The sequence below is a fragment of the Paractinoplanes deccanensis genome, assembly GCF_016862115.1.
Lineage (GTDB): Bacteria > Actinomycetota > Actinomycetes > Mycobacteriales > Micromonosporaceae > Actinoplanes > Actinoplanes deccanensis.
On sequence record NZ_BOMI01000090.1, the window covers coordinates 17,041 to 35,762 of the forward strand.

21 protein-coding genes are annotated in these 18,722 nt (G+C 71.0%); 12 read left to right on the plus strand and 9 right to left on the minus strand.

Annotated features, from left to right (window positions below):
• Window positions 1-43: 43 nt before the first annotated feature.
• The gene (locus Ade02nite_RS23360; protein WP_203767702.1) at window positions 44-1,738 is read right to left on the minus strand and encodes an SCO7613 C-terminal domain-containing membrane protein; all 1,695 of its coding nucleotides are present in this window, start codon (window positions 1,736-1,738) and stop codon (window positions 44-46) included.
• A gap of 80 nt (window positions 1,739-1,818) precedes the next feature.
• Between Ade02nite_RS23360 and Ade02nite_RS23365 the strand changes: the two genes are divergently transcribed.
• Genes Ade02nite_RS23365 through Ade02nite_RS23380 form a run of 4 tightly spaced genes read left to right on the plus strand, consistent with a single transcriptional unit; the run spans window position 1,819 to window position 5,315 of the window.
• Window positions 1,819-2,697 carry an ATP-binding cassette domain-containing protein gene (locus tag Ade02nite_RS23365; RefSeq protein WP_203767715.1) on the plus strand — a complete coding sequence of 293 codons (879 nt, stop codon included), beginning with the start codon at window positions 1,819-1,821 and terminating at the stop codon, window positions 2,695-2,697.
• The gene (locus Ade02nite_RS23370) at window positions 2,694-3,296 is read left to right on the plus strand and encodes a hypothetical protein (protein WP_203767718.1); all 603 of its coding nucleotides are present in this window, start codon (window positions 2,694-2,696) and stop codon (window positions 3,294-3,296) included. Before Ade02nite_RS23365 ends, Ade02nite_RS23370 begins: the two co-directional genes overlap by 4 nt.
• Window positions 3,297-3,333: 37 nt before the next feature.
• Complete coding sequence (locus tag Ade02nite_RS23375; protein WP_203767721.1) at window positions 3,334-4,449, plus strand: NAD(P)/FAD-dependent oxidoreductase; 1,116 nt, start codon at window positions 3,334-3,336, stop codon at window positions 4,447-4,449.
• The gene (locus tag Ade02nite_RS23380) at window positions 4,446-5,315 is read left to right on the plus strand and encodes an RNA polymerase sigma-70 factor (RefSeq protein ID WP_203767724.1); all 870 of its coding nucleotides are present in this window, start codon (window positions 4,446-4,448) and stop codon (window positions 5,313-5,315) included. The genes Ade02nite_RS23375 and Ade02nite_RS23380 overlap by 4 nt, the downstream gene beginning before the upstream one ends.
• On the opposite strand, the gene Ade02nite_RS23385 is transcribed toward Ade02nite_RS23380, so the two are convergent.
• Together Ade02nite_RS23385 and Ade02nite_RS23390 are read right to left on the minus strand one after the other, a co-directional pair.
• Window positions 5,283-5,687, minus strand: coding sequence for a TIGR03668 family PPOX class F420-dependent oxidoreductase (locus Ade02nite_RS23385; RefSeq protein ID WP_239168989.1), 405 nt, complete (start codon window positions 5,685-5,687; stop codon window positions 5,283-5,285). The genes Ade02nite_RS23380 and Ade02nite_RS23385 overlap by 33 nt on opposite strands.
• Window positions 5,684-6,514, minus strand: a complete 831-nt coding sequence (locus tag Ade02nite_RS23390) for an LLM class F420-dependent oxidoreductase (RefSeq protein WP_203767744.1) — start codon at window positions 6,512-6,514, stop codon at window positions 5,684-5,686. Before Ade02nite_RS23390 ends, Ade02nite_RS23385 begins: the two co-directional genes overlap by 4 nt.
• 68 nt (window positions 6,515-6,582) lie before the next feature.
• On the opposite strand from Ade02nite_RS23390, the gene Ade02nite_RS23395 reads away from it, so the two are divergent.
• Window positions 6,583-6,768, plus strand: a complete 186-nt coding sequence (locus tag Ade02nite_RS23395; RefSeq protein ID WP_203767747.1) for a hypothetical protein — start codon at window positions 6,583-6,585, stop codon at window positions 6,766-6,768.
• Window positions 6,769-6,864: 96 nt separating this feature from the next.
• On the opposite strand, the gene Ade02nite_RS23400 is transcribed toward Ade02nite_RS23395, so the two are convergent.
• A complete protein-coding gene (locus Ade02nite_RS23400) occupies window positions 6,865-7,200 on the minus strand; it encodes a hypothetical protein (protein WP_203767750.1) in 336 nt (111 codons plus the stop codon).
• 585 nt (window positions 7,201-7,785) lie between these two features.
• On the opposite strand from Ade02nite_RS23400, the gene Ade02nite_RS23405 reads away from it, so the two are divergent.
• Entirely contained in the window at window positions 7,786-8,124 is a 339-nt protein-coding gene (locus Ade02nite_RS23405) for a VOC family protein (protein ID WP_203767753.1), read from the plus strand.
• On the opposite strand, the gene Ade02nite_RS23410 is transcribed toward Ade02nite_RS23405, so the two are convergent.
• Complete coding sequence (locus tag Ade02nite_RS23410; RefSeq protein WP_203767756.1) at window positions 8,121-10,739, minus strand: MGH1-like glycoside hydrolase domain-containing protein; 2,619 nt, start codon at window positions 10,737-10,739, stop codon at window positions 8,121-8,123. The two genes, Ade02nite_RS23405 and Ade02nite_RS23410, sit on opposite strands and share 4 nt — an antisense overlap.
• Window positions 10,740-10,794: 55 nt before the next feature.
• Between Ade02nite_RS23410 and Ade02nite_RS23415 the strand changes: the two genes are divergently transcribed.
• The 4 genes from Ade02nite_RS23415 (at window position 10,795) to Ade02nite_RS23430 (ending at window position 14,713) form a co-directional block, all read left to right on the plus strand.
• Window positions 10,795-12,708 (plus strand): amylo-alpha-1,6-glucosidase, encoded by a 1,914-nt coding sequence (locus Ade02nite_RS23415; RefSeq protein ID WP_203767759.1) that lies wholly within the window; start codon window positions 10,795-10,797, stop codon window positions 12,706-12,708.
• Window positions 12,709-13,124: 416 nt separating this feature from the next.
• Complete coding sequence (locus Ade02nite_RS23420; RefSeq protein WP_307871228.1) at window positions 13,125-13,784, plus strand: XRE family transcriptional regulator; 660 nt, start codon at window positions 13,125-13,127, stop codon at window positions 13,782-13,784.
• 7 nt (window positions 13,785-13,791) lie between these two features.
• Entirely contained in the window at window positions 13,792-14,268 is a 477-nt protein-coding gene (locus Ade02nite_RS23425) for an NUDIX hydrolase (RefSeq protein ID WP_203767762.1), read from the plus strand.
• Between the two features lie 46 nt (window positions 14,269-14,314).
• Entirely contained in the window at window positions 14,315-14,713 is a 399-nt protein-coding gene (locus Ade02nite_RS23430; protein ID WP_203767764.1) for a hypothetical protein, read from the plus strand.
• A gap of 2 nt (window positions 14,714-14,715) precedes the next feature.
• Here Ade02nite_RS23430 and Ade02nite_RS23435 read toward each other — a convergent pair whose 3' ends face one another.
• On the minus strand, window positions 14,716-15,264 hold the full coding sequence (locus tag Ade02nite_RS23435; protein ID WP_203767767.1) for an HD domain-containing protein: 549 nt from the start codon (window positions 15,262-15,264) through the stop codon (window positions 14,716-14,718).
• 333 nt (window positions 15,265-15,597) lie between these two features.
• Between Ade02nite_RS23435 and Ade02nite_RS23440 the strand changes: the two genes are divergently transcribed.
• Together Ade02nite_RS23440 and Ade02nite_RS23445 are read left to right on the plus strand one after the other, a co-directional pair.
• Window positions 15,598-16,122 carry a hypothetical protein gene (locus Ade02nite_RS23440; RefSeq protein WP_203767770.1) on the plus strand — a complete coding sequence of 175 codons (525 nt, stop codon included), beginning with the start codon at window positions 15,598-15,600 and terminating at the stop codon, window positions 16,120-16,122.
• A gap of 260 nt (window positions 16,123-16,382) precedes the next feature.
• Window positions 16,383-16,748 (plus strand): nuclear transport factor 2 family protein, encoded by a 366-nt coding sequence (locus Ade02nite_RS23445; protein ID WP_203767773.1) that lies wholly within the window; start codon window positions 16,383-16,385, stop codon window positions 16,746-16,748.
• A 7-nt stretch (window positions 16,749-16,755) separates the two neighbouring features.
• On the opposite strand, the gene Ade02nite_RS23450 is transcribed toward Ade02nite_RS23445, so the two are convergent.
• The 3 genes from Ade02nite_RS23450 to Ade02nite_RS23460 form a co-directional block, all read right to left on the minus strand.
• Window positions 16,756-17,265: a DUF1877 family protein gene (locus Ade02nite_RS23450; protein ID WP_203767776.1), complete on the minus strand. Its 510-nt coding sequence runs from the start codon at window positions 17,263-17,265 to the stop codon at window positions 16,756-16,758.
• A 126-nt stretch (window positions 17,266-17,391) separates the two neighbouring features.
• A complete protein-coding gene (locus Ade02nite_RS23455; RefSeq protein WP_203767779.1) occupies window positions 17,392-17,748 on the minus strand; it encodes a hypothetical protein in 357 nt (118 codons plus the stop codon).
• A gap of 136 nt (window positions 17,749-17,884) precedes the next feature.
• Window positions 17,885-18,712 carry a formate/nitrite transporter family protein gene (locus Ade02nite_RS23460; RefSeq protein WP_203767782.1) on the minus strand — a complete coding sequence of 276 codons (828 nt, stop codon included), beginning with the start codon at window positions 18,710-18,712 and terminating at the stop codon, window positions 17,885-17,887.
• Between the last annotated feature and the right edge of the window lie 10 nt (window positions 18,713-18,722).

Consider the following 18,722-nt stretch of genomic DNA (forward strand, 5'->3'; position numbering starts at 1 on the left):
TGACAGGCCCCACGATCGGCAGGCGGCGGCGCCGCATGAGGGATCAGCTCATGCGATGCAGCACAGCCCGGAACCGGTCGAGCTCGCGGCGCCGCCGCTCCAGCGTCATCGCGAGCGCCACCAGCACCAGCCCGGCCGCCGCCAGCGGGATCCAGCGCGGCAGCAGGTCCCACACCGGCGCCAGCTCGTGCAGCGCGACCAGCGCGACCGCCCCGCCACCGAGCAGCACCGGCGCGCGCATCCCGGCACGGACCCCGGCCAGCACGATCACCAGCGCGCCGGCGCCGAGCAGGAGGCGGCGCAGGTGCTGCCCGTCGCCCGCGAAGATCGAGATCAGGCTCGGCGCGAGCGCCACCACCAGGACCGGGCCGTAGGCGGTCCAGCTTCCCGCCGCCGGGCGAGCCCGCCGGACGAGGATTCCCGCGGTGAGGGCGACGCTCGCGGCCGTCAGGGTGTACGCCTCCAGCACCGTCACCCGCTCCCGCGCGACCAGCAGCACCACCGCGTCGGCCAGCACCGCGTGCGCCCCGAGCAGCGCCACCGGCCGGCGCCACTCGACCGGCACCAGCGCGACGGCCGCCGCGACCAGCAGCGCGAGCGCCACCGGAGGCGACCAGCCGACCCGGGCGGTGACCACCTCGTCCACGGTCGCCACGACCACCACCACGGCGAGCACCACCCCGGCGGCCAGTCCCCCGGCGCGCGCACCCCGCGCCACGACCAGCGGCAGCCGCGCGGCGACGGCGCCGACCAGCACGGCGGCGGCCAGCGTCACCGCGGCCGCGTCGGCCGGCCCGGGCAACGGGCTCGCCAGCACGGCGACCCGGCCGGCCGCGACCACGAACGCCGCCACCAGCAGCGCCGCCGCGACCGCCCGCGCGATCCGCTGCCGGGCCACCACCGAGCCCGCGACCACGACGAGCGCCGCGCCGAGCAGACCGGCCGCCGGACCGGCCGCGCCGAGGACCTCGTCCGCCACGGCCAGCCCGATCAGGGCACACGAGGCGGCGATCAGCACAGCCACCCCACCGGTGACGCAGGCGGCCACGCGCAGCCGTCCCGCGGCCAGCACGCCCACGTCGAGCGCCGCCACGCCCACGAAGGCGAACGCCCACCCGGCGAGGCCCGGCTCGGCGATCGCGGCGAGCAGCGGGAGCACCGGCTGCCCCGCGAGCAGGGCGGCATACCGCGGTGCGACGAGCCCCGTCGAGCGCCCGTAGACCACGGCGACCGTGGCGGCGACGGCGCAGACGGCTGCCGCGTACGCCCGAACGGATCCGAACGCGTACACGTGCCAGACGGCGTACCCGTCAAGAAGCGTGAGCAGAACGCCCACCGCGGCGAACGTCTCGGCGGTGGCCGTCAGGCCGCGCCGCAGCACCAGCGGCGGCACCGCGAGCATCACCGCCGTGAACCCGGCCAGCACCACGGCCCGGCCCGCATCGCCGAACTGCGCCCACGCGACCGCCGTGAACACGACGGCGGCCACCGCCAGCAGCAGGCCGCCCAGCAGGAACAGGACGGTCTGGACGCCCCGGCCGGCCGGCTGCGGCGCCGCCATCCGCGCGCGCATCCGGGCGTCGGCCGCGTGGCGCCGCCGCCACGCCTGCTCGATCGCCGCCTCGATCCCCGTCACCGTGTGCCGGGCCGCCGCCAGCCGGCGGATCAGCTCGCTGATCTCGGCGTCCGCCCGGGCCACCTCGATCGCGTCGGGGTCCGGGCCATGGTTGTCGGTCACGCCGTCGATCCTCGTCGCGGCGGTGACACAGCGGATGAGCACGCGTACTCACTTGACGCGGAACGGAATAATGCCCGTCGATGATCGAGATTCGCGAGCTGACGAAGACGTACGGCGGCATCGACGCCGTCAAGGACGTCACGTTCACCGCCTCGCCGGGCCGCGTGACCGGGTTCCTCGGGATGAACGGGTCCGGCAAGACCACGACCCTGCGCGTGCTGCTCGGCCTGAGCCGCGCCACCTCCGGCGCGGCGCTGATCAACGGCCGCCGCTACCGCGACCTCGACAAGCCGCTCACCCAGGTGGGTGCCGTCCTCGAACAGGGCATCAGCCATCCGGGCCAGACCGGCCGCAGCCACCTGCGCACCCAGGCTTTGCTGTGCGGCGCCGGCCGCGACCGGGTCGAGGAGCTTCTGGAGTACGTCGGGCTGGCCGACGCGGGCGGCAAGCGCACCGGCGACTACTCGCTCGGCATGCGGCAGCGGCTCGCCGTGGCGACCGCGATGCTCGGCGGCCCTCAGGTGCTGGTGCTCGACGAGCCGGCGAACGGCCTCGACCCGTCCGGCATGGCCTGGCTGCGCGGCCTGCTCCGCGACCACGCCGCGGCGGGTGGCACCGTGCTGATCTCCAGCCACCTGCTCGGCGAGCTCGAACAGCTGGTCGACGACGTGGTGATCATCGCGGGCGGCCGGGTACGCCTGACCGAGCCCCTCGAGGCCCTGACCGGCCGGCAGACGATGCGACTGCGGGTGCGCGGCCGGGATCCGCGCGTCCTGTGGGCCGCCTTCGAACGCGCGGGCGCCGAGGTGACCACGGACGGGCAGGTGCTGCACGTGACCGGCCTGACCCCGGAGGACGCCGGCGAGATCGCGTACGCCGTCCAGCAGCCCGTCTACGAACTGGCCCTGGACGTCCCGACGCTGGAACAGATCTTCTTCGAGCTGGCGGGCGCCGCATGATCGCCGTGGTGCGCAGCGAGCTCTACCGGACCCTCTCGATCCGCTCCAGCTGGGTGTCGATCGCCGGCACGATCACGCTCGGCGTGCTGTTCAGCTTCCTCAGCGCCGACTTCTGGTCGCTCTTCGCCGGGCTGGGCGCCTTCGGCATCGCGGTGGTGACCACCTCGGCGCACTACCAGCACCGCACGGCCATGCTGCTCTTCCTCGGCCGCCCGCGGCGCCTGCAGGTGCTGGCGGCCCAATGCGTGGCGGCGGTGCTGGTGGCCCTGGCGCTCGCCCTGATCAGCGGCCTCACCCTGATCAATCCCCAGGACATCCGCCAGTTCACCGGCACCATCGTCGCGGTGCCCCTGATCGCCCTGTACGGGGTGGCGAACGCGACGGTGGTGCGCAAGCCGCTGTGGCTCTTCGTCGGCTACATCTCGTGGATCACGTTCGTCGAGGGGCTGCTCGGCAAGCTGAAGGACCCGTGGCCGTTCACGTCGTTCCTCGACGCGGCCAGCGGCAAGCCGGACGGCCTGCTCCACTTCACCCTGTGGACCCTGCTGGCCATGGCCGGAGCCGTCTGGAGCATCCGGCGAGATCTTTCCGGCGATTAGATGTCACAACCGCGGGGGCTGCTCACGTCTCGCGGGCATGAACATTCTCATTCTGGGTGCCGGATACGCCGGACTGGCCGCTACCACCAACCTGGCGGGCCGTCTGCGCCGCCGCGACGACGTACGGATCACGCTGGTGAACGCCGAGGAGCGGTTCACCGAACGCCTTCGCCTGCACATGACCGCCGCCGGCCGGGCGACCGCGGAGCTCAGCATCCCCGAGCTGCTCAAGGACAGCCGGGTCCGCTTCGTCCGGGGCCGGGTGACCGGCCTGGCCGACGGCGTCGCCTCCGTCGACGGTGAGCCGCTCCCCTACGACAAGCTCGTCTTCGCGCTCGGCTCCGCGGTCGAGGCGCCCGACCACACGTACACGCTCAACAGCTGGACCGAGGCGCGGGCGCTGCCGCAACGCCTGACCGGGCCCGTGGTGGTCTGCGGCAGCGGCCTGACCGGCGTCGAGGCGGCCGCCGAGATCGCCGAGGCGCACCCCGGCGTCCCGGTCACGCTGATCGGCCGCGAGGCCCCGGGGGCCTCGATGTCGGTCAAGGCCCGTGCGCACCTCACGGCCGCGTTGACCCGATTGGGGGTGCGGGTGCTGAGCGGCGTCACGGTCGACAAGGTCCTGCCGGACAGCGTGGTGCTGGACGACGGGACGCCGGTGCCCTCGGACTACACGCTCTGGACCGCGGGCGTGCAGGCCTCGCCCCTCGCCGCGCGGGCCGGCTTCACGGTCGACGACCACGGGCGCATCGTCACCGACGAGAGCCTGCGCTCGGTGTCGCACCCCGACGTCTACGCCGTCGGCGACGCCGCCCACATCCGGCAGCGCTACGGCGTCATGCACGGCACCTGCCAGGGCGGCATGCCGACCGGCGTGCACGCGGCCATGTCGATCGCCCGCGAGCTCGACGGCAAGCGGCCCAAGCGGTTCCGGTTCGGCTACTTCCACATGCCGGTGAGCCTCGGCCGCGGCGACGCGGTGGTGCAGTTCACCCGTCCCGACGACAGCCCGCGCCGCGCCTACCTGTCCGGCCGAGCGGCCGTACGGTACAAGGAGACGGTGACCGCGAGCCCCTGGCCGACCTTCCGCCGCATGCTGCGCATGCCCCGATCCGCCTCGTTCTGGACCCACGGCGGGCGGTACACCCGGTGACCTCCGCCTTCGACGACTACCGCAACCTGCTGTTCGCGGTCGCCTACCGCATCCTCGGCTCGGCCTCCGACGCCGAGGACGCGGTGCAGGACGCCTGGCTGAAGTGGTCGGCCGCGGACCGCTCGGGCGTCAGCGACCCCAAGGCCTACCTGACCCGCATCGTCACCAACGTCGCGATGGACCAGCTGCGCTCGACCCGGCGGCAGCGCGAGACGTACGTGGGGCCGTGGCTGCCCGAGCCGATCCTGACCACCGCGGAGACGGCCGACGCCGACTCGGTGTCGATGGCGATGCTGGTCGTGCTCGAGTCGCTGAGCCCGCTCGAGAGGGCGGTCTTCGTGCTGCGCGAGGTCTTCGACTTCGGCTACGCCGAGATCGCGGCGGCGGTGGAACGCTCCGAGGCCGCGGTGCGCCAGGCCGCGCACCGGGCCCGGGAGCACGTGCAGGCGCGGCGGCCCCGGTTCGCGGCCGATCGGGGGCGGCAGCGCGAGGTCACCGACCGGTTCCTGGCCGCGGCCTCCGGCGGCGACATCAACACCCTGATGGAGCTGCTGGCGCCGGACGTCACGCTCTGGACCGACGGCGGTGGCAAGGTGCGCCAGGCGCTGCGGCCGGTGCTCGGCGCCGAGAAGGTGGCCACCTGGCTCGCGGCGGTCTCCCGGACCTCGTACGAGGGAGTCACCCCGGCCGAGATGACGGTGACCGTCACCGAGGTCAACGGCGGGTACGGCCTGGTCTTCACCGGCGCCGGCCGGGTCATCTCGACGCTCACCTTCTCGTACGACGCGGCCGGCCGGATCGCCGAGATCCACAACGTGGCCAATCCGGACAAGCTACGCGCCGTGGCCAGCGGCGTCCCACATTGACCACTTCTCCACGGTTATCTCGATGTAGGGGCCCGCGGGCGCGGCCGCCCGGTACTGCTCGTACTTGGCGATCAACTCGGGCAGGCCGGCGGGCTCGTCCTCGCGGACCCGGGCCACGCCGTCCGCCCGCACCCACCAGAGGTGGCGCCAATCGCTGTCGTAGTGGTCCACCAGGACGCTGACCCGCGGCTCGGCGGCGATGTTGGCCAGCCGCTTGAGCGCCCGGCTGCGCTTCGGCTTGCCGTCCACCGCCGAGATGATCACGTCGCCGGCCAGGGCGAAAACGATCGGCACGAGATGCGGCGCCCCGTCCGCCGCCACCGTGGCCAGGCGGGCCACCGGCCGCCCGGCGAAACGCTCCGCCGGCGTCACCGGCCGACCAGCTCCCCGATCGCCTTCTCCCACTTCTCCAGCGCCGGCTCCACCACACTCCACGGGCCGGACGGCAGCCACACCGACGCCCGCTCGATGCCCGCCTCGGCGCACTGCTCGAGCGCCTTCGGGTCGGCGGGCACGCTCAGCATCTGGATCTGGATGTACCGGTCCGCCTTCGCCCGCAACTCCGCGACCCGGGCGGCGATGTTGTCGTCACGCCACTGCGGGAACCAGCCGTCGCCGTACTCCAGCACCCGATCGACGACGCTCGCGCCGCCCCCGCCGATCAGCACCGGCGGATGCGGCTTCTGCGCGGGCTTCGGCCACGACCAGATCCGGTCGAAGTTCACGAACTCGCCGTGGAAAGTGGCCTCCTCCCGCGTCCAGATCTCCTTCATGGCCTTGATCCGCTCGCCGAAGAGCCGCACCCGCGTCCGCGGATCGGTGCCGTGGTTGCGCATCTCCTCCCGGTTCCAGCCGATGCCCACGCCGAAGTCCAGCCGCCCGCCACTGAGGTGATCCACGCTGGCCACCTCCTTCGCCGTGGTGATCGGGTCACGCTCGATCACCAGGCACACACCGGCCCCGATGCGCAGCCGGCTGGTCGCCTCGGCCGCGGCGGTCAAAGCCACAAACAGGTCGTACGTGTGTGAGTACTTCTGCGGAAGCACGGCACCTCCCGGCCACGCCGTCTCGCGGCTCGCCGGAATGTGCGTGTGCTCGGCGAAGTAGAGGGCCGCGTGCCCCCGCTCCTCGACCCGCCGAGCGATCTCGCCGGGCCGAACGCCGTCATGGGTGGGAAAGTAGCCGACGCCGAAGTCCATGGAGATGATCCTATGAACCGCCCGGCACCGCCGCGACGTGTGAGAGGAAAGCCCGGGAGGAGAGTCCCATGATCCTCGCCATCGTCGCCGCCGCCTTGCTGACCGGTTTCCTGGCCGGCCTGATGTCCTTCAAGAAGACGAACGAGTACTGCGACCGCCACGGCGTGACCCGCATCTGCCCCATCTGCGCGGCGGAAGGAGCCCACTCCCACCCAGCGCCGCACCCTCGGCACGAGGTCGCTACCAGCCACTGAGCCGGCGAACGGCTCAGTACAGCAGGTAGGAACTCGGATCGATCCTGGCCAAGCGCCTCTTCGCCGCCTTGAGTTGCTCTTCCGCGATGCGACGGGTCATGGGGCTGCCGACCAGCGAGAATTTGGCCTCCTGGACGTGGCCTCCATTCTCCTGACGTCGTCTTCCGCCTTGCGGATCGCCCTTTCTCGCACGTCGTGGACGATCTCTTCACCGTCGCCGGCTCCGTGTTCCTGCTCGACGAGGTTCGATACGACACGGGGAGGCATCGCCGAGGCTCGCCTCAGACCTCGTTCCTCCTGCTTGACGCGGACCCAAGCCTCCCGCCATGGCACGACGTCGGCGTTGCCCACCATGGCAACGAGCGCCGCCACCACCTTCATGTAGTTGTCGAGCTTGGGCAGGCCACGCTTTCCACTGAGTACGTCGTTCACCGTCGAAGGTGGGACACGTCCCAGCCCGTCTCCGGTACGGCGCGATACCTCACGGACCGACGGGTAGCCGGCGACGGTTCGGAGAAGCTGAAGCTGACGAGCCAACTCCCCGGGGTCGGCCGCAGCTCGTGGATCCGGAGTTTCCGTATCTCCTCGATCAGCCACGGATGCCGTCCTCCCGTTCATGACACGACGACGCCCTGTCCGACGGCGTCCGACGATGTCCGACAGCTTACGTTCATCGCCTGGTATTTCCGAGATCGTCCGCGCCGCTTGGGTGCGGGACGTCGGACGGCTTCTCTGTGAGCAGGCCCCGACCACGGGCCGTTCGAAAGCTGCCGTCAATCGGAGATGACCACCATGAAGTGGCTTGACACAGACCAGATCCTCGCCGACGTCATGCATGGAGTTGTCCGTGCTTTGGTGGCCGCCACGCTGGCGCCCTTGATACGCGTGGCCGTCCGACGGGCACGCGCCGAGCGGAGCTGCGACGGTGAGAACGGCGACCGATGCTCGGGCGAGGGGTGCCCCAGGCATCGGGGCGGCCGATAGGAGAGTGTGGATCTCTCACGGAGGTGCCTGGCGATGCTGCGCAAAATCGACTGCGTGATGGTGACCGTGCCCGACCTGGAGGCGGGTGCGGCCTTCTACACCGAGACCTTCGGCCTGCGGCGGCTCTGGCAGGACGAGAAGTCGATCGGCCTGGGGATGGCCGAGACCGATGCCGAGATCGTGCTGCATACCGCGCTGCTTGACGTGAGCGTGCACTACCTGGTCGATGACGTCGATGCCGCGGTTCGGGGCTATCCGGGGCGGGTGCGGACCGCGCCGTTCGACATCGCCGTCGGGCGGTGTGCTGTGGTCGAGGATCCGTTCGGCAATGCCGTCGGGATCCTCGACCTGCGCAAGGGGCTCCGGAGTTAGCGGCGCAGCGTCAGGATCAGGTCGACGACCAGGGCGGTCCAGCCCGTCTGGTGCCAGGCGCCCAGGCCGGCGCCGTTGTCGCCGTGGAAGTACTCGGGGAAGACGACCAGGTCCTTCCAGTCGGGGTGGGTCTGCAGCAGTTTCGAGGCGCCGTAGATGGGGCGGTGGCCGTTCTCGTCCGGCAGGAACAGGGCGATGAGCCGGCGGGAGATGTCGTCGGCGATGTCGGCCAGGGGGATCTTCTGCTGGGAGCCGGTCGGGTACTCGGCCTTCATGTCGGCGCCGAAGAAGCCCGCGTACTCGCGGACGGCCTCGATGAGCAGGTAGTTGACGGGCATCCAGATGGGGCCGCGCCAGTTGCTGTTGCCGCCGAACAGGCCGCTGGTGCTCTCCGCCGGCTCGTAGCCGACCGTGAAGTCCGAGCCGCCCAGCGACACTGTGAACGGCTTCTCCAGGTGGGAGCGGGAGAGCGTCCTGATCCCGTACGAGGAAAGGAACTCCTCGGGGTCGAGCATGCGCGCGAGGACGCGCAGCAGCTGGTCCTGGCCGACCATGGCGAGCAGGCGCTGCTGGCGGCCGTCCGCGGAGAGGCGCCGGGCGCTGATCACGTCGGCCATCTCACCCTGTGCCGCGCTCAGCCAGCGGATGCGGGCGCTCAGCTCGGGCAGCCGGTCGAGGGTGGCCTTGCTGAGCCGGGTGGTCGCCGCCAGCGGGAGCAGGCCGACGATCGAGCGGACCTTCAGCGGCAGCTTGTGGCCGTCGGGCAGGCGCAGCTGGTCGTAGAAGAAGCAGTCCTCCTCGTCCCACAGGCCCTGCCGGTACGCGGCCTCGGCGATGTAGGCGAAGTGCTCGAAGAACTTCGTCGCCATGTCCTCGTACGTGCGGTCGTGCAGCGCCAGCCGGATCGCCATGTCGAGCAGGTTGAGCGCGTACATGGCCATCCAGCCCGTGCCGTCGGACTGCTCGAGCACGCCGGCCACCGGCAGGGCGGCCGAGCGGTCGAACGGGCCGACGTTGTCCAGGCCGAGGAAGCCACCCTCGAAGACGTTGTTGCCGCCGACGTCCTTGCGGTTGACCCACCAGGTGAAGTTCATCAGCAGCTTGTGCATGACGCGGGCGAGGAAGTCGAAGTCGCGCCCGCCGTCGATCTCGAAGACGCGCAGCGCGGCCCAGGCGTGCACGGGCGGGTTCACGTCGCCGAACGCCCACTCGTACGCGGGGATCTGGCCGTTGGGGTGCATGTACCACTCGCGCAGCAGGAGCACGAGCTGCGCCTTGGCGAAGCCGGGGTCGACGCGCGCGATGGAGACGCAGTGGAACGCCAGGTCCCAGGCCGCGTACCAGGGGTACTCCCACGGGTCGGGCATGGAGATGACGTCGAAGCTGTTCATGTGCCACCAGGCGTTGTTGCGCCCGTAGCGCCGGCCCGGCGGTGGCGGCGCGGAGCCGGGGTCGCCGGTGAGCCACTGCTTGACGTCGAAGTGGTAGAACTGCTTGCCCCACATCAGGCCGGCGATGCCCTGCCGCGCCACGGATCTCTCCTCGGCGGACGCGGCGGACGGGATCACGTCGTCGAAGAACTCGTCGGCCTCCGCGAGCCGCGCCCGCATGACCTCGTTCCAGTCGTCGGCCAGGTCCAGCGCGCCCACCTGGTCGTCGTCGGCCGCCAGCCGCAGGCGAATGGTCCGGCTCTCGCCCGGCCCCAGCGTCAGCTTGTAGTGCAGCGCCCCCTTGGTCCCGGTCAGGGCGGGGTTCACGGTCGGCGCGCCGGAGACCACGAAGTCGTTGATGCCGTCCTTGGGGAACATGGTCGTCCCCGGCTGGCCCCACAGGCGCTGCGCGTTGGTCTCGTTGTCGCAGAGCAGGGGCTCACCGCGGTCGTCGCCCTGCAGGACGATGCTGCCGAGCGTGCGGTGCCGCCCCGCGAGCCGCCCCGGGCGCCCCACGATCGACGGCACGGCACGGTTCGGCAGACCCCACGACCACGTGTTGCGGAACCACAGCGTCGGCAGCACGTGCAGCGTGGCCGGCTCGGGTCCCCGGTTGGCCACGTGGATCGCGATGCACATGTCCTTCGGCGAGGCCTTCGCGTAGTCGACCGTCACCGCCCAATAGCGGTCCTCGTCGAAGATGCCGGTGTCCGCGAGCTCGTACTCGCTCTCCTCCCGCGAGCGCTGCCCGTTGACGCGCACCAGCTGGTCGTACGGGAAAGCCTCCTGCGGATAGTGGTAGCGCCAGCGCATCCACGAGTGCGTGGGCGTCGAGTCCTGGTACCACCAGTACTCCTTGGCGTCCTCGCCGTGGTTGCCGCCGTCGCCGCCGAGGCCGAACATCCGCTCCTTGAGGATCGGGTCCTTGCCGTTCCAGAGGGCCAGCGCGAAGCAGAACGTCTGCCGGTCGTCGCAGATACCGGCCATGCCGTCGTCGTTCCAGCGGTAGGCTCGCGACCGCGCATGGTCATGGGGAAAGTAGTCCCACGCCGTCCCGTGCTCGCTGTAGTCCTCCCGGACCGTGCCCCACGCGCGCTCCGCCAGATAGGGGCCCCACGCCCGCCACGGCTGCTCGCCGGAGTCCGCCTGCGCCAGGCGTAAGCGCTCCGCCACGCCGTGTCTCACCCCCACAATCCGATGCCATCTAGATTGATTGTGCCCGAGAACTGGAGGTCATCTGATGGCTACGCTGCGCAGGACGGCGTTCGGCCCCCAGGTGTGCGGGCACCTCGGCGAGTCCGCCACTCGTGAGTGGCTGATACCCGACGGCCGCGGCGGCTATGCCATGGGCACGGTGGGCGGCCTGCGCACCCGCCGCTACCACGGTCTCCTCGTCGTCGCCGGCGAGACGCCGGCCTCCCGGCACCTGGCGGTGGCCTCTCTCGACGCCGTTCTCACGCTTCCCTCCGGCACGTCGGTGCGCCTCGCGACCCACGAGTGGGCCGACGGCACGATCGCGCCGCGGGGCCATGAGCTGCTCGCCGCCTTCGAACTGGTCGACGGCCTGCCCCGCTGGCGGTGGCGGGCCGGCGACGTGGTGCTCGAACGCGAGCTGGCGATGGTGCACGGCCGTCCCGCGGTCGCGGTGGTGCACCGGCTGCTCACCGGCGGCCCGGTCAGCCTGCGGCTGGAGGCGCTCTGCACCTGGCGTGACGTGCACGGCGAGCGCACGGCCTCCGGTCCGCCGCCGGCCGTCGAGGCGGCGGAGGGCGGCTGCGTGGTCGAGGGCGCGTACCGCTTGCGCGGCCCGGAGTTCCGCCAGGCGGGTGCGTGGTGGCGCGGCGTGCGGCACCGCGAGGAGGCGGCGCGCGGCCTCACCCCCACCGAGGATCTCTGGTACGCGGGAAGCTTCCACGCCGAGTTGCGGCAACCCGGTGCCACGGCTCTGGTCACCGCCTGGGCCGGAGACCTGGCCGACCCGCCCCCACCGGCCGACGAGGTGGTGCGCGCGGCCCGCGAACGCCACCGCGCCGTCGTGGCCGCGGCCGCCCCCGCCGACGACGAGCAGGCGACGCTCGCGCTTGCGGCTGATGCCTTCGTCGTCCGTACCGGCCAAGGGGTTGACGTTGTCGCCGGCTATCCGTGGTTCGGGGCGTGGTCACGCGACACGATGATCGGTTACGAGGGCCTGTTCCTGTCGACCGGCCGCGTCGACGAGGGCCGGGCGCTGCTGACGGCGTACGCGTCGACCCTGTCCGAAGGCATGCTGGCCAACACGGCCGACACCGGCAGCGTCGAATACAACACCGCCGACGGCACCCTGTGGTTCCTGCACGCGGTGGGCCGCCACGTGGCGGTCACCGGCGACGTCGACCTGGCCGCCACCCTGCTGCCGGCCCTGCGCGGCGTCATCGACCACCACCTGAAGGGCACCCGCTACGGCATCGGCGCCGACCCCACCGACGGCCTGCTCCGCCAGGGCGCCCCCGGCGAGGCCCTGACCTGGATGGACGCCCGCGTCGACGGCGTGCCCGTCACCCCGCGCACCGGCAAGCCCGTCGAGATCAACGCCCTCTGGATCAACGCCCTGGCCATGCTGATCAAGCTCGCCCACCAGTCCCGCACCGGCGCCGGCCCCGCCGTGAAGGCCCACCCCGAGGCCCTGACCAGCTTCGCCCGCCGCTTCCCGGCCCCCACCGGCTGGCTGCACGACGTCGTCGACGGCCCCACGGGAGACGACCCCACGATGCGCCCCAACCAGCTGCTGGCATGGTCGCTGCCGTACGCGCCGCTGCGCCCCACCCCGGCAACCCTGCAAACCATCGGCGCGTCCCTGATGACCCCGCTGGGCCTGCGAAGCCAGGCGCCCGGCACCCCCGGCTACCGCGGCACCCACAGGGGAACCCCGGCGGAACGCGACTCGGCCTACCACACGGGAACGGTCTGGCCCTGGCTGATCGGCCCCTTCGTCACGGCCTGGCACCGCATAGGCGTCCCCGCCTCCCAGATCATCTCGGACGCCGACGACCACCTGGGCGAGTACGGCCTGGGCTCGATCTCGGAGACCGCGGACGGCAACGCGCCGCACGGGGCAACGGGGTGCCCGTTCCAGGCATGGTCGGTGGCGGAGGCGCTGCGGGTGCGGCGCCTCTGAGCGGCGTGGCTCCTCGTCGCCCGCTCAGTCGACGGGCGGGTGCAGCACTTCCTCGAGCAGGGCGGCCGCGATGCCGGGGGCGGGTCTCGGCCATCCCCAGGCCGATCGACGTCTCGTCCTGCCAGAGCCGCCGCAGGCCGAAGTTCTCGGTGTAGAAGGCCGCACCCGCCTCCAGATCGGGCAGGTCACCATCACACAGTCGATTTTGCGCAGCATCGACACCTCCTCCAGCCGAGGCCCGAACTCGATCCGGACTCTAGGCGCCTTCGAGCGACAGATGCCTCACTTGCGCGACCGGCATATGGTGGGCTGGCCGCACGGGACGTCCTGACGGGATGACGATGCCGAACGAGCGACTCCGCACCGCGATGCTGGAGCGTGGTGTCTCTCCGTCGGATCTGGCGGAGGCACTCCGGGTGGACCCGAAAAGCGTCGAGAGGTGGGTCAGCGGGCGCACGCCGTACCGGCGCCACCGCTACGCGGTCGCGGCTCATCTCGGCGTCGACGAGGTCTATTTGTGGCCCGACGCGTTGAGCGCCGACCAGGTCGCCGACGCCAGCGAAAGCGAGATCGTCAACATCTACCCGCACCGCTGGACGGTTCCCTCCGATCTGTGGCGCCACGTCTTCGAGACGGCGGCAAGCGAGATCGGTGTTCTCGTCTACAGCGGTCTGTTCGTTTCCGAGGACGCCGGCATCCAGCGCATCTTCCGGCGAAAGGCGGAGGCAGGAGTGCGCGTCCGGATCCTGCTCGGCGATCCTGACAGCGAGATGGTCGCCCAGCGGGGCGTCGACGAGGGCGTTTACGACGTCCAGGCGGCGAAGATCAGGAACGCCCTCATCCTGTACCGGCCGTTGCGGGACGTCGACGGCGTCGAGTTTCGGCTCCACCGCACGGTGCTCTACAACTCGATCTACCGGGCCGATGATCAGCTCCTGGTCAACACCCACATCTACAGCTTCACCGCGGCGCAGGCGCCGGTGCTGCACCTGCGGCGGGTCGCCGGAGGCAGCATGGTGTCGACATACCTGGACAGCTTCGAGCGTGTGTGGGACGACGCCACACCGTTGCAGTGAGGCCGGCGTGGGACGGCGGATCGACTTCTACGACGATCCCGCGGCGCCCCGCCCGAGGGCGATCGTGCCGTCGGCCAACGTCGTGGTGGTCGGCACTCATGGCGAGGTTCTGCTGATTCGCCGCTCGGACAACGGCAACTGGGCGCTTCCCGGCGGAGCCATGGATCTCGGCGAGTCCCTGCCCGAGGCGGCGGTGCGCGAGACGGCCGAGGAGACGGGCGTCGAGGTCGAGATAACCGGCCTGGTCGGCATCTTCACCGACCCGCGCCACGTCATGCTCTACACCAGCGACGGCGAGGTGCGGCAGGAGTTCTCCGTCGTCTTCGTGGCACGGCCGGTCGGTGGCGCGTTGACCGCCGGCGACGAGACCACGGACGCCCGCTGGGTTACGGCGGAAGAGATCGGCACGCTGCCGATGGACCGTTCGATGAGGCTTCGCCTCGACCACTTCCTGACCAAGCCACGGGAGGTGCACCTTGGATAGCGACTGGCTCGGCGCTCTCGCGGACTCCTTCGCCGCCGTCGGCACGGTGGGCGCGTTCATCGTCGGCTTCTCCCTCCTGCGGCGCGAGCACCGCAGGGAGGCCGATCGGGGCGAGGAAGAGCGACGTGCCCAGGCCGAACGGATCAGTGCGTGGGTCGAGATCGTCCGGACGCCCGAAGGTGGGCGCGAGGTCTCGTTCCACGTTCACAACGCGAGCCCCATGCCGATCTACGAGGTCGAGCTGCCGCTACCGGCTCACGAGGATGAGGAACCGGCTTCGGAGTTCGTCGGGCTTGTGCCTCCCGGCCGGACGGTTCAGCGCCCCGCGCCCGCTGAGTGGCTCCGCTCCTACATCGAGCCGGAGCCGGTGCAGATCGAGTTCCTCGACAGCGCGGGGCGCCGGTGGAGCCGCGACGAGCAGGGAGCGTTGTCGCGCTCGGATTGACGTCAGCCGGCGGTCAGCGCCGCGGTGAGGGAACGGACAGACCCGATGATGAACGGGCTCGCCTCGCGGATCGACTCCGCAACCAGGTGGCCGTCGCCGTAGCGGGCGAGAATCTCCGCCAAGCGCTGCTCGACCTCGACCGGCTCACCGTCCGGATCGGTCGTCATGTCGGCGTAGGTGATCGCGTCGGCGAGTAGTCCTCCGACGGGTGGGAACTCGCGCGCGAGCTGCTCCGCCAGGCCGCGGTTGCGAGCCTCGACGAAAGCGCACGAATGGTGGGCGACCAGGCGGCAGACCAACTGGTCCGCGCCGGCCACGTCTCGGAGATAGCGGGCACCGTCGAGCTGGTGCATCCCGGTCACGACGAGCCCTGGGGCGTAGCCGATGTCATGCAGCCAGGCGGCGGACACCAGCGCCGCCGCGTCGTGGCCGACCACGTGGGCGACCGATTCCGCCTTGCGGCCGACACCTTGGCTGTGGACCCATCGGCGCGGGATCGCCCCGGCCAGCAACTCCCGTGCCAGGTCGCGGGCGGCCTCGATCTGGTCCACAGGGGCAGACTAACCTCCCAGCGCCTCGGCAAGCCGCTCCGCGACCTCGATTCGCACGTCACCGACGTGCACCACGGCCACCCCTCGGCGATCGTGGGCGTCCCGGAGGTGCGGGAAGTCCCGCCCGACGTCGAAGCCGGCCTCTTCCAGCGCGAGCGCCAGCCGGTCCGCCGCCGATCGAGCCCTCTGGTCGTCTGTCGTAATCCCCGCCACCCCGGTCGCCGCGACGCGCCCAGCCTGTCCGGGCGGCGATGGATCGGGTACCACGGCCGAGGGACGTCTTGGGACTTCTTGGCTAGGATGACGGCCACCGCCGACGAGGGGAGTCGTAGCGTGGATGCCCCTCTCGCTCGCGCCCTGCGCGGTGCCGGGCTCGACCCGGCCGATGTCGACCTCTGGTGCAGGTTGTTCTTCGGAGCGGAGAGGCAGATCGACGTCCTGGCCTACAGCGCGCTGTTCCTGGCCGAGGACATCGCAGTCTCGGCCGTGTTGTGTGACAAAGCCAGAGCCGGCGTACGGCTCCGCATCGCGCTCGGCGAGCCGGCCGGAACACACGTCGCCGTCCGAGGCGGGGAGGAACGTGTGGGCGACGGCATGGCCGCACGCATCCGCACCGCGCTGATCGCCTTCGGCGCGGTCGTCGACGCCGGCGCCGAGCTGCGACTTCACGACACGGTGCTCTACAACTCGATCTACCGGTCCGACGACGAACTTCTGATCAACACCCACGTCTACGGCCATCCCGGAGCGCACGCCCCGCTCTTGCACCTGATGTGGCAGGGCGACGAGGGGCTGGCCCGCACCTACGCCGACTCCTTCGAACGCGTCTGGTCGGCGAGCCGCCCCATCGTCACCTGACCGCCGGTATCCCCATGCCCACGCGATCTGGACACCGGCTACCTTCACCCTGCCCACGGAATCTCGTCATCGGGACCGCGTCTGCCGAGACGTCTCGGGCCGTCTCGTCGTCCTGGCCTGCACTTCCGCTGGCGACCACGATCCGGCTGCCGGCGCTTTCATGACGGGCGACGTTAAGATCCGGCAGCCGCCTCCGACACCATGGCATAGGGCACGGGCCTCGCGGACCCGGCGCGGCCGAACACACGAAGGAGGACGGGTTGTCACGCAACACGGAGACGGTGGAGCGGTACCTCGACGGGTTCCGCAAGGGGGATCACGAGCAGATCCTGTCGTGCCTCACCGACGACATCGAGTGGACGGTGTTCGGGGCGTTCCACCTGGCGGGCAAGGCCGCCTACGACGCGGCGATCGAGGGGCCCGGGTTCGCCGGGCCGCCGCGGCTCGAGGTGGTCCGGATGGTGGAGCAGGACGACACGGTGATGGCGGAGCTGACCGGGTCGGCGACGCGGGACACCGGTGAGGTCATGCGGATGTCGATGGCCGAGGTGTTCCGGATGCGGGACGGGAAGATCTGCGAGCGGCGGGCCTGGGTGATCGAGCTGAAGGAGAACGACCACCGCTGAGGGCGGCTCACGCGGCCCAGAAGACCGTGCACTGTCCGTCGCGGGCCGCGGCGGTGAAGAACTGCGCCAGCTCGGCGTAGGCCTCGGCGAGAGTGTCGCGGATGGCTCGCGCGGTCTCGTCGTCCACCGGATGGAAGTCGGCCTCGGTGGGGACGAACGGCTCGAGCAGCGGCTGCTCCGGCAGCTGGAACCAGCCCTCCCCGTCGAGCAGGGGCCGCAGGTGAGGTTCCAGCTCGCCGAACGGTGTCCGCGCCAGGTGGGTGGCGGCCGTCGCGACCTGGGCGGGAGTGAGGGAACGGCCGAAGGCGTGCCGCTCGTCCGGGAAGGGCTCGCCGCCGCTGATCGGGTTCACGGGGAAGCCGGCCCTGTCCATCAGCGCCGCGAGCCGCTCCCAGGCCCGGTCGAGGTCGAGCCACGCGGGGAGGCGATCGGCCCGGTCCCGGGCCAGCTCCGGGACGGCCCGGATCCGCTCCAGCTCCTCCGGGGCGACACGCCGGAACTCTCCCAGAACGCTCATGGCAAAAGCTTAAACGATCATCGGACGGAATGGACCGAAAGGATGAGCCGAATAGCATTACCGGAAAGAAAGAGAAAACGAGGGCCGCACCCGTCGCCAGGGTGCGGCCCTCGTTCAGTCATGCCATTAGCGGTGGCCGTGCGGGCGGTTCGGGCCGTGCCCGTGGGTGTGGCCGTGGCCGCGGAAGTCGTTGCTCACCTTGAGCGCGACCCAGCCGCGCTTGAAGCCGCGGTACACCCGGTCGCAGTCGAACCGGTCCCACCGGTCGTGGAACTGGCCGATGCGGCCGACCTTCCAGCACTGGCTCTGCGTGCGGTAGAAGCCGACAAGGCGGTCGCCGCGGGGGCCCTTGTGGTCGCCGGCCTGGGTGGCGGAGCCGCCCTGAGCCGGGGCCGCGAGGGCGGCGGCGGGGGCGGCGGCCATGGTGAGGCCGGCGGCCAGGGCCACACCGGTCATCGTGATCTTGCGCATGACCTTATTCATGACAATCGCCTTTCTCTCTCATCAAGTCGGTGCTTGATGGGGAGAATGTTAGGAGCGGCGATGCATTTTCGGCGCCGAGAAACGCAACCACGAAAGAGTGAATGATTTCCGTGGTGCAAATGATAAATATTGAGCGCTATTTCGAATCGGGCCGGGCGTCGTCACGCAGGTAGAGATACCAATACGAGGTGGCGACGAAGACGACGGCGCCGACCAGGTTGCCGAGACCGGCGAGCAGCCAGTTGCGCAGCGTGTCGTCCCAGCCCACGTCCGGCACGCCGGCGAAGATCGCGGCAGGCAGGAAGAACATGTTGGCCACGACGTGGTCGAAGCCCATCGCCACGAAGGCCATGATCGGGAAGAAGATCACGAGGACCTTGCCGGAGAGGGTGTCCGCGGCGAGCGCCATCCACACGGCGAGGCACACCAGCCAGTTGCAGCCGACGGCGCGCAGGAAGATCTGCCAGTTGCTCTCGTGCAGGGCCTTGCCGTCGGCGATCGAGGCGAGCCGCTCGTAGGCCATGCCGCCCGAGGTGCCCGCGTCGGTGCCGACGTCGCCGATCACGCCGCTCTGCACGGCGAGGAAGTACGCGACGAACAGCGCGCCGGCGAGGTTGCCGACCAGCACGATGGTGAGGTTGCGGGCGATGTCCCCACCGGACAGCCGCCCCTGCATGGCGCCGATCGGCACCAGCATCATGTTGCCGGTCAGCAGGTGCGAGCCGGCCACCAGGACGAGGACCAGGCCGAGGGTGAACGCCGCGCCGGTGAACAGCGTCGGCAGGCTCCCCCACGTGCGCGGGTCCAGGCCGGACGACACCGCGATCGCCACCAGCCCGCCGAACGCGATGTACGCGCCGGCCAGGAAGGAGCCCACCAGGACCTTGTCCCACCGGAGCTCGGCCTTCTTCACGCCCGTCGCCACCGCGGCCTGGGCGATCTCCGACGGTTCCTTCGCCGCCATGGTCCCCTCC

Coding starts and splice junctions, on each gene's coding strand:
- Ade02nite_RS23460 (WP_203767782.1), bottom strand. CDS start 18,712: ATGGCGGCGAAGGAACCGTCGGAGATCGCCCAGGCCGCGGTGGCGACG.
- Ade02nite_RS23455 (WP_203767779.1), bottom strand. CDS start 17,748: ATGAATAAGGTCATGCGCAAGATCACGATGACCGGTGTGGCCCTGGCC.
- Ade02nite_RS23450 (WP_203767776.1), bottom strand. CDS start 17,265: ATGAGCGTTCTGGGAGAGTTCCGGCGTGTCGCCCCGGAGGAGCTGGAG.
- Ade02nite_RS23365 (WP_203767715.1), top strand. CDS start 1,819: ATGATCGAGATTCGCGAGCTGACGAAGACGTACGGCGGCATCGACGCC.
- Ade02nite_RS23370 (WP_203767718.1), top strand. CDS start 2,694: ATGATCGCCGTGGTGCGCAGCGAGCTCTACCGGACCCTCTCGATCCGC.
- Ade02nite_RS23395 (WP_203767747.1), top strand. CDS start 6,583: ATGATCCTCGCCATCGTCGCCGCCGCCTTGCTGACCGGTTTCCTGGCC.
- Ade02nite_RS23415 (WP_203767759.1), top strand. CDS start 10,795: ATGGCTACGCTGCGCAGGACGGCGTTCGGCCCCCAGGTGTGCGGGCAC.
- Ade02nite_RS23375 (WP_203767721.1), top strand. CDS start 3,334: ATGAACATTCTCATTCTGGGTGCCGGATACGCCGGACTGGCCGCTACC.
- Ade02nite_RS23405 (WP_203767753.1), top strand. CDS start 7,786: ATGCTGCGCAAAATCGACTGCGTGATGGTGACCGTGCCCGACCTGGAG.
- Ade02nite_RS23390 (WP_203767744.1), bottom strand. CDS start 6,514: ATGGACTTCGGCGTCGGCTACTTTCCCACCCATGACGGCGTTCGGCCC.